12 protein-coding genes are annotated in these 11,570 nt (G+C 72.9%); 9 read left to right on the forward strand and 3 right to left on the reverse strand.

The window, feature by feature from the left end; all coding sequences use genetic code 11:
* Positions 1-321: 321 nt before the first annotated feature.
* Positions 322-630: a hypothetical protein gene (locus E0493_RS19880; protein WP_160939005.1), complete on the forward strand. Its 309-nt coding sequence runs from the start codon at positions 322-324 to the stop codon at positions 628-630.
* A gap of 64 nt (positions 631-694) precedes the next feature.
* On the opposite strand, the gene E0493_RS19885 is transcribed toward E0493_RS19880, so the two are convergent.
* Complete coding sequence (locus E0493_RS19885; protein WP_160939006.1) at positions 695-1,693, reverse strand: lysozyme family protein; 999 nt, start codon at positions 1,691-1,693, stop codon at positions 695-697.
* 123 nt (positions 1,694-1,816) lie between these two features.
* Here E0493_RS19885 and motA point away from each other — a divergent pair, with 123 nt between their 5' ends.
* Genes motA through E0493_RS19915 form a run of 6 tightly spaced genes read left to right on the forward strand, consistent with a single transcriptional unit; the run spans position 1,817 to position 8,080 of the window.
* Positions 1,817-2,710 (forward strand): flagellar motor stator protein MotA, encoded by an 894-nt coding sequence (gene motA / locus E0493_RS19890; protein WP_160939007.1) that lies wholly within the window; start codon positions 1,817-1,819, stop codon positions 2,708-2,710.
* 5 nt (positions 2,711-2,715) lie between these two features.
* Positions 2,716-5,253: a hypothetical protein gene (locus tag E0493_RS19895; RefSeq protein ID WP_160939008.1), complete on the forward strand. Its 2,538-nt coding sequence runs from the start codon at positions 2,716-2,718 to the stop codon at positions 5,251-5,253.
* A 1-nt stretch (position 5,254) separates the two neighbouring features.
* Positions 5,255-6,007, forward strand: coding sequence for a flagellar basal-body rod protein FlgF (gene flgF, locus E0493_RS19900; RefSeq protein WP_160939009.1), 753 nt, complete (start codon positions 5,255-5,257; stop codon positions 6,005-6,007).
* 56 nt (positions 6,008-6,063) lie between these two features.
* Positions 6,064-6,846 (forward strand): flagellar basal-body rod protein FlgG, encoded by a 783-nt coding sequence (gene flgG, locus E0493_RS19905; RefSeq protein ID WP_160939010.1) that lies wholly within the window; start codon positions 6,064-6,066, stop codon positions 6,844-6,846.
* 11 nt (positions 6,847-6,857) lie between these two features.
* Entirely contained in the window at positions 6,858-7,304 is a 447-nt protein-coding gene (gene flgA, locus E0493_RS19910) for a flagellar basal body P-ring formation chaperone FlgA (protein ID WP_160939011.1), read from the forward strand.
* A 14-nt stretch (positions 7,305-7,318) separates the two neighbouring features.
* Positions 7,319-8,080 carry a flagellar basal body L-ring protein FlgH gene (locus tag E0493_RS19915; RefSeq protein ID WP_235913901.1) on the forward strand — a complete coding sequence of 254 codons (762 nt, stop codon included), beginning with the start codon at positions 7,319-7,321 and terminating at the stop codon, positions 8,078-8,080.
* Between the two features lie 64 nt (positions 8,081-8,144).
* On the opposite strand, the gene E0493_RS19920 is transcribed toward E0493_RS19915, so the two are convergent.
* Positions 8,145-8,687, reverse strand: coding sequence for a hypothetical protein (locus E0493_RS19920; protein WP_160939013.1), 543 nt, complete (start codon positions 8,685-8,687; stop codon positions 8,145-8,147).
* 115 nt (positions 8,688-8,802) lie between these two features.
* The gene (gene fdhD / locus E0493_RS19925) at positions 8,803-9,612 is read right to left on the reverse strand and encodes a formate dehydrogenase accessory sulfurtransferase FdhD (RefSeq protein WP_160939014.1); all 810 of its coding nucleotides are present in this window, start codon (positions 9,610-9,612) and stop codon (positions 8,803-8,805) included.
* A 135-nt stretch (positions 9,613-9,747) separates the two neighbouring features.
* Here fdhD and E0493_RS19930 point away from each other — a divergent pair, with 135 nt between their 5' ends.
* Positions 9,748-10,176 carry an SRPBCC family protein gene (locus tag E0493_RS19930; protein WP_160939015.1) on the forward strand — a complete coding sequence of 143 codons (429 nt, stop codon included), beginning with the start codon at positions 9,748-9,750 and terminating at the stop codon, positions 10,174-10,176.
* A gap of 940 nt (positions 10,177-11,116) precedes the next feature.
* A partial coding sequence (locus E0493_RS19935; RefSeq protein WP_160939016.1) for a VOC family protein occupies positions 11,117-11,570 on the forward strand: 454 nt, incomplete at its 3' end.

The following is an 11,570-nucleotide window of genomic DNA, read 5'->3' on the forward strand; positions in this document are numbered from 1 at the left end:
CCGCGTCCGGCTGGGGCTGGTGCTCTGCTGCGGCGTCCATGGCATGCCCCTTGCCCTGGCGGACGGCCGCGGCGGATGGTGGCGGGCCAGCCGGAGCAGGCCGCACCACGGACGCTTCAGGAAACCCCGGCAGGCACCGCGCCGGAGGCCCCCGCGCCGCCTCAACTGACCGCGCTGGTCCGGGAGGGCCCCTGTGCCGGGCCGGGGCGTGACATTACAAAGCTCTGCGAAAAATTCTTGATACGGAGCGGCGAAAAAGTCAGTATGTCCTTGACGGCCGGCGTTGCCGCTGACCGTCCTCCCCCCCCCCGGAGCCCCCCCATGCCCGACAACGGACTCACCCCCTTCTCCCCCGCCCTGGACTGGGAGGGGCTTGCCGAAGCGCTGCTGCAGCGTGCCGTGGCCCTGGGCCGGCGCGACGGCCTGCAGGGACAGTTTCGTGACATCGCCGGCGCAGCGGGCCTGCCGGGACTGCAGGCGGTCCCCGTCCCCGACGTCCTGTTGGCTGCGATGCGCCATTGCTACACGGCGGGGCATGCGCACGGCGCCGATGTCCGGCGCGAGGGGCACCGGCGCCGGGCGGCGAGGCCGTCCCCCTCCCTTGCGGTGGCCGCGGCGGCCCAGGCCTGATCCTTTCCCGCGCCGTTGGCGCCCGCTTCCCCTGGGCGGGCGCCAACGGCGGGCAAGGGCTCTTTCAGCCGGCCCCGTAGGCCTTGCGCGCCTCGGCCGCCGCATCGCTGCCCTGGTGCAGCGCCGCCACCACATCGGCGGGCAGGCTGCGAGGGTCCTCGCCCGCGGCGCGCTGCGCTCCTGCCTTGTTCATCCGCGTGAACACTTCCATCAGGGTCGAGAGCATCGACTGCTCCGGCGCATGCGCCACCCGCGCCGGCGCGCCGCTGCCCCACCAGAAGGGCTCGTTGCTGGCCACCGCCGCACCGGATTTGGCCGCCTGCGCCGAGGCGGAGGGATCGATTGTCACCGGGCCGCTCGGCGCTTCCAGGCCGAGTTGCGCATAGGTGCTGTTCACCCGCTCGCGCAGCTTGTCGATCACCTGCCGCACCGAGAGCGGCGCCCCGTCGCCGCCGCGGAAGATCGCCGGATTGGCGCGCGCCGCGTCGGGCAGCACCTGGCTGGCCGCCATCTGCGGATCGGAGGCGGCCTTCTGCAGCAGCTCGCCGGCGCCGCGCAGGCCCAGGAAATGGCCGAGATACAGTTCGGTCGCGTCCGGCCGGTGGCCGATCGCCGAGGCCAGCGCGTCGCCGAGGTCCTTCAGGTGCTCGGCGCCGAGCCGGGCGGCGATTTCCGGATTCTCCCGCAACGCCAGGATGCGGGACCGCAGCGCCGGGTCGGACACGGTGAGCCGGCTGCCCTGGCGGGTGATCGCCGCCGCCTCCTCGGCCAGGCCGTGCTCGGCGCCGTGCGCCTGCACCACCCCAAGCCAGGTCTGGTCGATGAACTGGAACAGGCCGCGGGCGGAGGAGGTGGAGGCCTGCGCGTCGGCGCGGAAGCCGCTTTCCATCGCCGCCTTGGCGGCCAGCACCTCGAAATCCATCCCGGTCGCCTGCGCGGCGTTGCGCAGCGCGCCGGCGACGGCGCTGTCCACCTTGTAGCGGCCCAGCGTCTCGGTGCGCGGGCGGGCGGCACCCAGGCCGCTTTTGTCCAGGGCGGCCTGGAGGGCAACGGAGGTCGGCATGCTCGGGCCTTTCTGTCGCTTTTGCGAAAAATGCTCATAGCACAGAAGAATGCGAAATGGTAAGAGCAAGCCATCGGTGAGCTTCAGCGCCGACCGTCGCAACCTGCGGGGCCGTCCCAATCGATGATCCAGATCGCCGGAATCTTCGGAGTTTTCCTTGCCGTCTTCGGCGGCTACCTGATCGCCGGTGGCAAGATGGGCGTCATTCTCGGCGCCCTCGGCCCGGAACTGCTCGTCATCGGCGGCAGCGGCTTCATGACGCTGCTGATCGGCGGCGACGGTGCGCTGCTGGCCAAGACGCTCAAGGCCTTCGGCAAGGTGTTCAAGGGGTCGAGCTGGCAGCGCCGGGACTTCTCCGACCTGCTCTGCCTGCTCTACCTGCTGCTGCGCACGCACCAGAAGGAAGGCGCGGCGAAGCTCGAGAAGCATATCGAGCAGCCGGAAAGCTCGGCCATCTTCAGCCGCTACCCGCGGCTGATGCAGGACGCGGCGCTGCGCGCGACGATCTGCGACACGCTGCGCACCGTCACCTTGAACAACAAGGACCCGCACCGCATCGGCGAGATGATGGAGACCGCCATCGACAAGCGCCATGCGGAGAACATGAAGCCGGCCAAGGCGATCCAGACCATGGCCGACGCCTTTCCGGCGCTCGGCATCGTCGCCGCCGTGCTCGGCGTCATCAAGGCGATGGGCGCGATCAGCGAGAGCCCGGAGATCCTCGGCCACATGATCGGCTCGGCGCTGGTCGGCACCTTTCTCGGCGTCTTCCTGTCCTATGGGCTGGTCGGGCCGATGGCCGCGCGGCTGAAGGCGATCTTCGAGGAGGAGCGGCGCATGCTCGACGTCACCCGCTCGGTGATCACCAGCTACCTGGAAAACCTCTCGCCGCAGATCTGCGTCGAGGTCGGCCGGCAGTCGGTGCCGACCAAGCTGCAGCCGAGCTTCGACCAGATGGAGGAGCAGCTGCGCGAGGCCGGGCGCGCCAAGGCCGACGGCGAGGGTGGCGGGGAATAACGCCGATGCGCCCTGCCCTGCTGCTGGCCAGCCTGGCGCTGCCGCCGCTGCTGCTCGCCTTGCCCGGCCACGCCCAGGAGGCGCCGCCCGCCGCGGCCGCCTCCGCCGAAGCCGCGACGCCGGTGCGCCTGCGCAGCGGCCAGCACGCCGACCGTGGCCGGGTGGTGCTGCATCTCGGCCGTATTCCGCCCCATGTCCTGCGGCGCGCCGGCAATGACTGGGAGCTGCGGCTGCGCGGCTCGTACCGGCTGGACGCCTCCGAGCTCCGCCGCATCAACGAGCTGGCCGGCACTGAAACGCGGCAGGAGAACGGCGAGACCGTGCTGCGGCTGCGCCCGGCCTGCGACTGCGTGGCCGAGACCGGCGCCTTTGACGGCATGCTCTACGTGGACCTGCGGCCGGCCGCCGGCGAGCCGCCCCGCGAGGCGCAGAGCCCGGCCCAGCTCGCCGCCGCGCGGCGCCGCCTGCTGGATGACGCGGTCAAGCTCGGCCTGATGAGCCAGCAGCAGGCCATCGCCCTGCTGCGCGGCCCCGCGCGCGCGGCCGCGCCCACGGTGCCGGAAGCGCCCGCGGCGGTCGCCGCGCCGCCCATCCCGGCCGCGGCGCCCGTGCCGGCCTCCATCCCTGCCGCTGCGCCGCCGCCCGTGCCGGCCCTGGCACCCCCCTCCCTTCCCGCCGCGGCGCCGGCGGCCATGCCGGCCGCCACGACCGGCAACAGCCAGAAGACGCCCGGCCCGGCCGACGACCTGGCGGCGCTGCGCGAGGACATGGTGCGCAAGCTGGCGCTGCTGAACGGCGCGCCGGCGCCGGCCGCATCCGCCGCACCGGCATCTCCGCCTCCGCCCGCCCGTGCCGCCGGCCCGGCACCCAATCCCCGCTTTGCGCCGCCGCCCGAGGCGGCCGCCAAGCCCGCCTGCCTCGCCCCCGCCTTCAGCCTGCAGGCCTGGGCCGGCACGCAGGAGTTCACCGACGGGCTGGTGGCCCTGCGCACCGCGCTGGCCAGGTCCGACCGGGGTGCCGCCGAGACGGCGGCGCTCGCCGAATTCTATGCCGGCCATGAACTCGCCCCGGAGGCGCTGAACGTGCTTTCCGCCCCGCTGGACGAGCAGCCCGGCGGGGTGGCGCTGGAGCGGCTGCAGCGCGTGCGCGACGTGGCGCGGCTGCTGGCGCGCCAGCCGATCGACCCCGCCTCGCCCCTGCTGGCCGAGGCGGCGGACTGCGCCCGCCCCGACCTGCCGCTGTGGCGCGGGTTGGTGGCGGCGCTGGGCGGCGAGGCCACGACGCTGGCGCGGCTGGCCCCGGCCGTCCGCACCGCCCTGCGCGACGTGCCGCAGAACCTGCGCATCGCCTTCGCCGGCATCATGGCCGATGCGGTGGAGGAGGATGCCGAGACGCTGCGCAGCCTGGTGGGCGCCATCCGCACCGCCGGCGACCTGCGGCCGGACCAGGCGGCGCTGCGCAGCTGGCTGCTGGCGCGGCTGACCCGGCTGGAAGGCAACCGCGCCGACGAGGTCCTGTACCTGCGGAAGGCGGCGCAGGTCGGGCACTGGGTGCCCGCGCTGCAGGCCCGCGCCCGGCTGGCGGCGCTGAACTTCGACCGCCCCGGCCCGGAAGGGCAGCGCGCGGAGCAGCAGCTGCTCGATTTCAGCCGCACCTACCGCTTCGATCCGCTCGGCGAGGAGGCGGCCATTCTCTACGCCCAGCGGCTGCTGGAGCGGGGCGACCTGGGCGCTGCCCTGGCGGTGGCCGATGGCGCCAGCCAGGCCTCGCTGCGGCCGAGCATGGAAAGCCGCGGCGCCCGGCTCGCCGCGCAGGCGCTGCGCCTGGTGCTGGTGGACGCCAAGGGCGTGGCGCCGCCGCCGCCCGGCGAACGGCTGGCGCTGTACTGGCAGTACGAGGGCTATGCCACGCCCGGCGAGCGTGGCGACGACATCCGCAAGGCTGCGCTGCGCCTGATGCTGGACGAGGGGCTGAGCGACGCCGCGCTGGACACCGCCCGGCAACTCACCCCCGCCACGCGGCAGCAGCCTGAGGCGATGCTGCTGGTGGCGCGGGCCGAGGCGAGCGCCGCCCAGGGCGACATGCAGCGGGCCATGGCGTTGTTGCGCGCCCTGCCGCCGGCGGAGGCGGTGCACCGCGCCGCCAGCGCTGCCCTGGCGCGGATGGGCAAGCCGGAGGAGGCGGCCGCCGAGCTGGCCGGCCTTTCCGACATGGCCGACCGCCAGGCGCGCGCCGCGCTGCTGTTCCAGGCCAAGGCCTGGCCGGAAGCCGCCACGGCCTATGCCGGGCTGCTGCGCGACCCGGCGCTGGAGCCGGCGGCGCGCGCCGAAGCCACCACCCGGCTGGCCAGCGCCGCCGCCCTGGCGCGCCAGGCTCCCGCCGTGCCGGCCGAGCTGCTGGCGCCGCAGAGCGGCACGGCGGCGCTGCTGCAGTTGAGCGCGAGCCATGCGGCCGCGCCGGCGGGCGGCGTGGCGGCCATGCGGGCGGCCATCACACGCAGCCGGCAGATCGAGAAACTGTTGCCGGATACACGGAAGAACTGAGATGGACAGCCCCAGCATCGTCAGCCTTTCCGGCCAGATGGCGCTGCGCCAGCAGCTCGACGTCACCGCCAACAACCTGGCCAACGCCAACACCACCGGCTTCCGCGGCGACCGCACCCTGTTCCAGACCCATGTCAGCCGGCTGGAGGTGCCGGGGCGCGAGGTCGCCTTTGTGCAGGACCGCGCCACCTATCTCGACACCCGTACCGGCACCATCGCCTCCACCGGCAACCCGCTCGACCTGGCGATCGAGGGCGACGCCTATCTCGCCGTCGAGCGTCCGGGCGGCGGCCGCGGCTACACGCGCGACGGCCGGCTGCACATCGCGCCCGACAACACGCTGGTGGACAGCAGCGGCCGCCCGGTGCTCGACGAGGGCGGCGCGCCCATCCTGATGCCCGAGCAGGTCGGCAAGGTCGAGATCCGCACCGACGGCACCATTCTCGCCACGGTGGAAGGACGGATCGAGCAGGCCGGGCGCCTCGGCCTGTTCCGCGGCGGCGACCCGCGCGGCATCCGCAAGGGCGGCGACGGGCTGCTGGAGATCCCGCCCGCCGACGTGCAGCCGGTGCCTGCCAATGCGCCGGGGGTGCGCCTGCAGCAGGGGGCGCTGGAGGCCTCCACCGTGCAGCCGGTGCAGGAGCTTTCCAACCTCACGCTGATCCAGCGGGCCTATGAGAGCATGCAACGGATCGTTGCCGACGACGACGATCGTATGCGAAAAATGATAGAGACCCTGGGGCGCTCGAACTGACCCGCCTCCCCCCTGGCCTCCCCTGACCCACGCGCGGCTTCAGAAGGACACACACCATGCGCGCCATGAGCATCGCGGCCACCGGCATGCAGGCCCAGCAGACCAATGTCGAGGTCATCGCCAACAACATCGCCAACGTCTCCACCACCGCCTTCACCCGGCGCAAGGCGGAGTTCCAGGACCTGATCTACCAGTCCTCCGAGCGCGTCGGCTCCGCCTCCTCCGAGGCGGGCACGGTGCTGCCGGTGGGCACGCAGGTCGGCCTCGGCGTGCGCAACTCGGCGGTCAACCGCATCACCCTGCAGGGCTCGCTGACCGACACCGGCAACCGCTACGACCTGGCGCTCGAGGGGCGCGGCTATTTCGGCGTCACCCTGCCGGACAGCACCGTGGCCTATACGCGGGACGGCAGCTTCAAGCTCTCCCCCGAGGGCCAGCTCGTCACCACCGAGGGCTATCCGGTCAACCCGGCCATCACCGTCCCGGCCGACGCCAAGGACGTGACGGTGAACCAGGCCGGCGAGGTGCTGGTGACCGACGCCAATGGCCAGCAGCAGAATGTCGGGCGGCTGGAGCTGTACATGTTCCCCAACGAGGCAGGGCTGGAGGCGACCGGCGGCAACAAGTTCCTGGAGACCGACGCCTCCGGCCAGCCGACCACGGGCCTGCCCTCCGACCCCGGCTTTGCGAAAATTCGCCAGGGATACCTGGAGGCCTCCAACGTCAACGTGGTGCAGGAGATCACGCAGCTGATCGCGGCGCAGCGCGCCTACGAGATGAACTCGAAGGTGATCGAGGCGACCGACCAGATGCTGCAGACCGCCAACAACGTGCGCTGAGGGCGGCAGCGATGCGCCTTCTTCCCCTGTTCGCCCTGGCGGTGCCGCTGCTGGCCGGCGCTGCGCCGGCCGCGGCGCGCGAGGTGTGGCATGCCACCCGAACCCTGGAGCGTGGCGACATCCTGCGGCCGCAAGACCTGGAGGCGGTGCCGCCACGCCGCGACAGTGCCGCCTTCATCGAGGCGGCGCGCGACCTCGTGGGCCAGGAGATGCGCCGCCGCGTGCGCGACGGCCTGCCGCTGCGCGACCGCGATGTCGGTGAGCCGCTGGCGGTGCACTCCACCGAAACGGTGCGGGTGTTCTGGAAGAGCGCCGGCGTGACGCTCGAACTGGAAGGGCGCGCCATGGAGGATGGCGCGGTGGGCGAGGAGATCCGCGTCCACAATCCCGGCAGCAACCGCACCATCCGCGCGGTGGTGGTCGCCGAGCGCACCACCGAGGTGCGCGGCGCGCCATGAGGGGGAAGAAGCCGATGCCGCCGGGCCGGACCGCGGCCGCTCGCAACCTGGCCGGCGCGGCGCTGCTGCTCGGCCTCGCCGGCTGCGACAGCTGGGGACACTTCCAGCAGCCGCCGCCGATTTCGGCGCCCGGCGCGATCAGCAGCATCCCCGCCGAGGAGATGGTGGACAGCCCGATGGACGTCGCGACCCGTCCACGGCCGCTCCTGGGCGGCCCGACCATGGTGGGCTCCTTGTGGCGGCCGGGCAGCCGCACCTTCTTCCGCGACCAGCGCGCCCGCGCGGTGGGCGACCTGCTGACCGTCGAGATCGAGATCGACGACAGCGCGCAGTTCGACAACAAGACCGAGCTGGAGCACAAGGGCAGCCAGAACTTCAGGGTGCCCTTCCTGTTCGGCCTGCAGGGGGTTCTGGGCAAGGCCTTCGGCGGCGAGCTGGACCCGGCGGCGGAGCTGGGCGGCGCCAGCACCGCCAACGGCACCGGCAAGATCCGCCGCACGGAGAAGATCCGCCTGCAGGTGGCCGCGACCGTGGTCCGGGTGCTGCCGAGCGGCAACCTGGAGATCGCCGGCTCGCAGGAGATCCGTGTGAACAACGAGCTGCGCGAGCTGCAGCTGCGCGGACTGGTGCGGCCAGAGGACATCCGCCCCAACAACCGCATCGCCTCGGAGAAGATCGCCGAGGCGCGCATCGCCTATGGCGGGCGCGGCGTGTCGAGCGACCTGCAGCGGCCGCGTTGGGGCCAGCAGTTGATGGAGCGGGTGCTGCCCTATTGAGGCGGACCTTCTGACGTCAGAAGGCCGGGGGCAGGAATTCCCCCGGCCTTTTTCACGGCCTTTTTCACGGCCGTCGCCGCAGGATAGCGTCGCGCAGCCGCTCGGCCACGGCGATGCCCAGCCCCTCCGCGACCAGCAGCGGCTCCGTGCTCTCCACGGTGTCGAGCAGCAGGCGCGCCTCGGCCGCGCGCTGCTGCGCCGCGACGTTGGCGGCCAGGCCATAAACCCCCGTGGCAGGCTGCCGCGCCGCCGCCGGCTGTTCGGCGCGCAGCTCCCGCACCACGGACCAGGGCACATGCCGCTCCGGCAGGGTGATTCCCTCCGGCGCGAGCCGGATGCGCCGTTCCCCACGCCCGCGCCGCGCCCGCCGGAAGGCGATGACGGCCCCGGTCAGGATCAGCAGGGCACAAAGGGCGGCGGCCAGGGAAATCGCGTCATGCCGCCGGGGATCCAGCAGAACGGCCAGTGCCGGCAGCCCGAACAGGGCGCCCAGAAGCCCCGTGGCGGCCAGAAAGGCGAGCGAAGCACGCGCGGGCCGCACGGTGATCAGCGCCACCCCGCCGCCCTTCTCCTGCTGCGTGAAGCCGCCCAGGTCCTGCTGCGCCATGCGTCAGGCCAGAAGGAAGGGGCTGAAGGAAAGAAACGGCATCAGGCGAAGGGTCCGGCAGCAAGGGGCCCGCAGAATAGGCGCTGCCTGCCGGCCGCTCCAGGCCTCGGCGCCGTCAGGCGATGCGCTGGGGGTGGCTGAAGACCTCAAACCCTTCGCCGCGCACCCGCGCCACCAGGGTGATGCCGCACCCTTCCGCCACGCGGACGGCAAGGGCGGTCGGCGCCGAGACGGCCAGCAGGAGAGGCGCGCCGAGCAGGGCCGTCTTCTGCACCATCTCGACGGAGACACGGCTGGTCAGCACCACCGCGCCCTCGGCGGGGCACCGGCCCTGCCGCAGCAGGGCGCCCGCCAGCTTGTCCAGGGCGTTGTGCCGGCCGACATCCTCGCGCAGCGCCACGAGCCCCTGGCCGGGGCGCCAGAACCCGGCGGCGTGCACCGCATGGGTCTCGCGGTGCAACGCCTGACCGTCGGCCAGCGCCGTCATCGCCGCGCCGATCTCCGCCGCGGAAAGGCGCGTCGGGGCGGCGACGCGGGGCAGATCGCGCGTCGCCTCGTCCAGGCTCTCGATGCCGCAGAGGCCGCAGCCGAGCGGCCCCGCCAGGCGGCGGCGGCGGCGGGCGAAGGCTTCCTCGCGGAGGCCGGCAAGCTCCATGCGGATCTCGATGCCGGCGGGGCGTGGCAGGACCTCCAGCCCGGTCAACTCGCCGGGATGCGCGATCAGCCCTTCCGTCAGGCTGAATCCGAGGCCCAGATCGGGCAGGTCGGCGGGGGTCGCCATCATCACGGCATGGGTGGCGCTGCCATAGGTCAGCGCAACGGCGGTTTCCTCCGGCACCGCCCGCAGACCGGCCTTCAGCCCCTCCGGCCGGCGGGCGAGGCAGGGCAGAACCACGCTGGGCCGGGGCCAGGCCGGCGTTGCCATCGTCGCGCATCCCTTCCGCTGCTCTGGCAGTGACGCCGGAGGCGCCCGGCGGTTTCTCGGAGCGCGCCCGGCGGGATTGCGGCGGAACGGGGATGCGCCGCCGCAACCCCGCTTCGCCTCAAGCGTTGCGCGGGCATGGAGCAGCAGATCACCATTGCCCGGCCGGCCGGCGAGGTCTTCGCCTATCTGGCGGACCCCGCCCATCTGCGCGACTGGCTGCCGCAGCTGCGGCGCGAGGAAACCGATTTGCCCGGCGAGGGACTGGAAAGCGATCCGGCAACCGGCATCATCCGCTGGTCCTTCAGCCCCGCCGGCGAATGGCGGGTGCAGCCGGTGGAAAAGGTGACGCGGCTCACCCTGCACCTGGCGCGCGACACCGCGCCGGCCGCCGATCCCACCGGGCCCGAAACCCCCCAGGAGGCTGCGCGGCTCAGCGCCGAGGCGGCGCTGCAAAGCCTGAAGTCGCATCTGGAGCGCGCCGGCGGCGGCGACCCGGAATTCCATACCGCCGACGTGCCAGGCCGCATCTACGGCCACAGCGCCACCCAGGAACCGGAGATCTGAGGCCGTCTTCCATGACCCGGCCATGACCCGCAGCGCGAAAGGCTGAAGGCGGGCCGCCGCAGGCAGGGCGGCCTTTCCCCATCCGTCCCTCCGGAACAAATGGACGGCGTCGCGATCCGAGCGGAACGGCGTGTTCGCCCACTGGAGAGCCTGGTTCTCCGGCAGGTCGTCCGGATCACTGCCGCCGAATGCCGCGGCGACGCGGCCGGGACAGCGCAAGAACAGCGGGTGCTGGCGCGCTTCCGGTTGAGCCTGCGACCGGCACGGCAGAACCCAGCCCGCAGCGCCGCGTCCACCGGCTTCGACGATGCCGGCTCCAGAGCCGCCGACGGCGCAGGCTTGCGCGGCGGGAGGAGGGGCGCGCGGCGAGAACGCTCCCCTTGCGAGGCGTCGCTTGCAGGGGCGCCGAAGCAGGCAACCGGCGCCTTGCCCGGCCTGCGCACGCTAAGTCTTGGTTAGCGTGCGCAGGCGCAAGCGCGCGGCGGATTGCCGCAATGGCTCCGGCCCTGGCACGGCGCACCCGCAAGCCGGTCTCTGGCGCCCCTGAAAACCAGCCGGGCGCTGCGCCGGATCCCCGGCTTTGGGCAGCCGCCCTGGTGATGCGGGAGGAGCGGGCGCCAGACGGCGGACCGCTCGGGTCCTTCCTGCCTGAAATCCAGGCCGCTCGGCCCTCCGGTCGGGCTGAAGCCGCCGCGCCGCGCGGACCAGCACCTTCGTCACCGCGCGCGAGCGTCACCGCGGGCGGGCGGGCGCGGGCGGGCGGGCGCGGAACTGTCCGTGACATCCAGCGCCGCATTCGCCACCCTCCGCCTGGCGCCGGTCCGGCAAGCGATTTCTGCTCCATCTGCATCGCCTCCGGCCGCGGCGCGGCCGCGGGCACGAAGCTCACGGCACCATGGCCCAGGGTGGTCCTGTGGCCATCCCCTCCGGGAGAACCGAGATGGCTGGCAAGAACACGATCTGCCTCTGGTACGACGGCACCGCCCTGGAGGCCGCGACGTTCTACGCCGAGACATTCCCGGGCAGCGCGGTGGGCGCTGTTCATCGCGCGCCCGGCGACTATCCCGCGGGCCGGCGGGGCGATGTCCTGACGGTCGAGTTCACGGTGATGGGGATTCCCTGTCTCGGCCTGAACGGGGGACCCGCGTTCCGGCACAGCGAGGCTTTCTCGTTCCAGGTTGCAACCGACGACCAGGCGGAAACGGACCGCTTGTGGGATGCGATCATCAGAAATGGCGGCCAGGAAAGCGCCTGCGGCTGGTGCAAGGACAGGTGGGGACTGTCGTGGCAGATCACGCCACGCGCCCTGACGGCCGCCGTCGCCGATCCCGACCCAGCGGCGGCCAGGCGCGCCTTCGAGGCCATGATGGGGATGAGAAAGATCGATATCGCCG

The organism is Teichococcus coralli (genome assembly GCF_009829925.1).
In the GTDB taxonomy this organism is placed as follows: Bacteria; Pseudomonadota; Alphaproteobacteria; order Acetobacterales; family Acetobacteraceae; genus Pseudoroseomonas; species Pseudoroseomonas coralli.

What these genes read in the sequence shown, in the direction of transcription:
- E0493_RS19880 (WP_160939005.1), top strand. Translation starts at nt 322, where the DNA reads ATGCCCGACAACGGACTCACCCCCTTCTCCCCCGCCCTGGACTGGGAG.
- E0493_RS19885 (WP_160939006.1), bottom strand. Translation starts at nt 1,693, where the DNA reads ATGCCGACCTCCGTTGCCCTCCAGGCCGCCCTGGACAAAAGCGGCCTG.
- motA (WP_160939007.1), top strand. Translation starts at nt 1,817, where the DNA reads ATGATCCAGATCGCCGGAATCTTCGGAGTTTTCCTTGCCGTCTTCGGC.
- E0493_RS19895 (WP_160939008.1), top strand. Translation starts at nt 2,716, where the DNA reads ATGCGCCCTGCCCTGCTGCTGGCCAGCCTGGCGCTGCCGCCGCTGCTG.
- flgF (WP_160939009.1), top strand. Translation starts at nt 5,255, where the DNA reads ATGGACAGCCCCAGCATCGTCAGCCTTTCCGGCCAGATGGCGCTGCGC.
- flgG (WP_160939010.1), top strand. Translation starts at nt 6,064, where the DNA reads ATGCGCGCCATGAGCATCGCGGCCACCGGCATGCAGGCCCAGCAGACC.
- flgA (WP_160939011.1), top strand. Translation starts at nt 6,858, where the DNA reads ATGCGCCTTCTTCCCCTGTTCGCCCTGGCGGTGCCGCTGCTGGCCGGC.
- E0493_RS19915 (WP_235913901.1), top strand. Translation starts at nt 7,319, where the DNA reads ATGCCGCCGGGCCGGACCGCGGCCGCTCGCAACCTGGCCGGCGCGGCG.
- E0493_RS19920 (WP_160939013.1), bottom strand. Translation starts at nt 8,687, where the DNA reads ATGGCGCAGCAGGACCTGGGCGGCTTCACGCAGCAGGAGAAGGGCGGC.
- fdhD (WP_160939014.1), bottom strand. Translation starts at nt 9,612, where the DNA reads ATGGCAACGCCGGCCTGGCCCCGGCCCAGCGTGGTTCTGCCCTGCCTC.
- E0493_RS19930 (WP_160939015.1), top strand. Translation starts at nt 9,748, where the DNA reads ATGGAGCAGCAGATCACCATTGCCCGGCCGGCCGGCGAGGTCTTCGCC.